Source organism: Pseudomonas caspiana (genome assembly GCF_002158995.1).
In the GTDB taxonomy this organism is placed as follows: domain Bacteria; phylum Pseudomonadota; class Gammaproteobacteria; order Pseudomonadales; family Pseudomonadaceae; genus Aquipseudomonas; species Aquipseudomonas caspiana.
The window spans coordinates 5,837-7,585 of record NZ_LOHF01000047.1 but is presented as its reverse complement, the minus strand read 5'-3'; the positions used below and the strand labels follow the sequence as shown (position 1 = coordinate 7,585).

General features: G+C 59.0%; 3 protein-coding genes. All 3 read right to left on the bottom strand.

Going from position 1 to position 1,749, the window contains the following annotated elements:
* Window positions 1-1,072 (bottom strand): phage tail sheath subtilisin-like domain-containing protein (locus AUC60_RS27360; protein WP_158099167.1); only part of this gene is annotated, 1,072 nt, incomplete at its 3' end.
* Window positions 1,073-1,179: 107 nt separating this feature from the next.
* Window positions 1,180-1,584 carry a phage tail assembly chaperone gene (locus AUC60_RS28265; RefSeq protein WP_144443312.1) on the bottom strand — a complete coding sequence of 135 codons (405 nt, stop codon included), beginning with the start codon at window positions 1,582-1,584 and terminating at the stop codon, window positions 1,180-1,182.
* Window positions 1,568-1,749, bottom strand: a 182-nt coding sequence (locus AUC60_RS28260; protein WP_238599655.1) for a hypothetical protein, incomplete at its 5' end; no start/stop codon positions are given. The genes AUC60_RS28265 and AUC60_RS28260, both read right to left, overlap by 17 nt.

Sequence of the window (1,749 nt, the reverse complement as noted above, 5' to 3'; positions counted from 1 at the left end):
CTTTGCCCTGCTCGATCTGGCTGGCCGTGTTGCGCTCAGGGTCCGGATAGACTTCAAAGTTGATGATCGCGCCTTGGTTTTTCAGGTCGCGCATAAAGTTCTGAAGGCCTTCCGTCACATCCTTCACGTAGGTCTTGGTAATCGGGCGATCCACCGCCCACTTGTGCCCGTAAAGGATCGCGTCCATGACGATATCCATGGTCCGCACCCGGGTGACAAAGGACCACTTCGAGTCGCTGGACTGGGTACGGTTGCCCCACAGACGGTAGCCGTCGTCACGGATGATGGTCGTGATGTTGGCCGCGTTGAGCAGGTTGGCCCGACAGGTCTCGTCACCGTCCAGGAACTCGACCGGACGCGTGGTGCCAGTAACACCGACGAACTCTTTGTTCGATGGCGACGCCCAGAAACCAAACTCGCTGTCAGTCCAGGCAAACAACCCAGCGGTGTACGCCGAGGCCGGTGCGGCGACGGTCGCGTTTTTGGTCGTGTCCCAGAACTGAACGCCCGGATCAACGAGAAAGATTCGCTTGCTGCCGAAGTTCTCCGCGTAGGCAATAGCGGCTTCGTCCGTGGTGTTCGGCCCGTCGATGATCGCAATGGCGCGTAGCTTCGCAGCCAGCCCGTCCATAGCGGTGGCCACCGGCAACGTCGATGAGTGCCTCGGCGCGATCAGCAAACGTGGCTGGGCGTTGAACTTGCTCTTGCCATCCAGCAGACCCTGTAGGCCGGTACGCTGACCATTAGCCAGAACCCCACCGATGATGGCCGAGGTTTGTGCCGCCGCGTCAGTGCCCAGGGTGACGCCACACGCCACGATCACCGCCTTGGCACGAAGAAACACCGCTTGGCAGGCCTTGGTGATAGCGGCATCAGCACCCCATGCCGCAATGGCCTCGCTTTCGCGAGTGATCAGCTTCAGCTCATTGGGGTTAGCGCTAGGCACACCACCCACAAGCGGCCCCGGGGTGAAGGTATCGCACAGTCCGATAATCGAACTCGACGGCAGCGAAATAGTGCGTGCTCCGACGTCCAGATTCGTGACCGTGACGCCGTGAAAAAAACCGCTCAGGCTCATAAAACTTTTCTCCAGAAACGAAAAAACCCCGCTGGGCGGGGTTGTGTGTGATGGCTGTGTTACGCGTAACGGAAAAGAAAACGCCCCGTCAGTGCGGGGCGTCAGGTGACAGGTTTAGGCTGAAGCCATTCAGGAGGCAAAGGCCTGGCGGCGCTGTCAGGAAAGTCCGGATGTATTGGCCAATCTCTAAGCTCCTTTCGATACAGCAACAACTGCGAATACTGCTCGTCCGTCAAGGTGGTTGCGCTGCCGACTTCTTGTTCATCGCGGTGCCGAGTAATTAGCCACTCGTTACTTGCCAACTCGCCGTCACGCCAATAGCGCTCATTGGCTGCCAAAACTTCAGCAGAGTCACCCAAAGGCTCCGAGAAGACGCCATCGAGAAAAGACCATCCATATCCGACATCGTCAGAACAAGCCTGCCAGATCAGCGACTCGTGATAACGGCCTCGGGGATCTACATCCGTAAGCTCAACCACGACGCTGCCTTCAATACGTGCCCACATGTTCAATACCTGATACTGACAGAACCAGCTTTACCAGCCCCAGAAAGGCCCCCATTATCCATTCGGCCACCGCCACCGGCCCCCGGCGCTTGGCCTTCTCGCAGAGCCGATTGGCCGCTGCCGGACGTGTCAACAGTCGCCCCGGCACCACCAGCCCCACCCCCC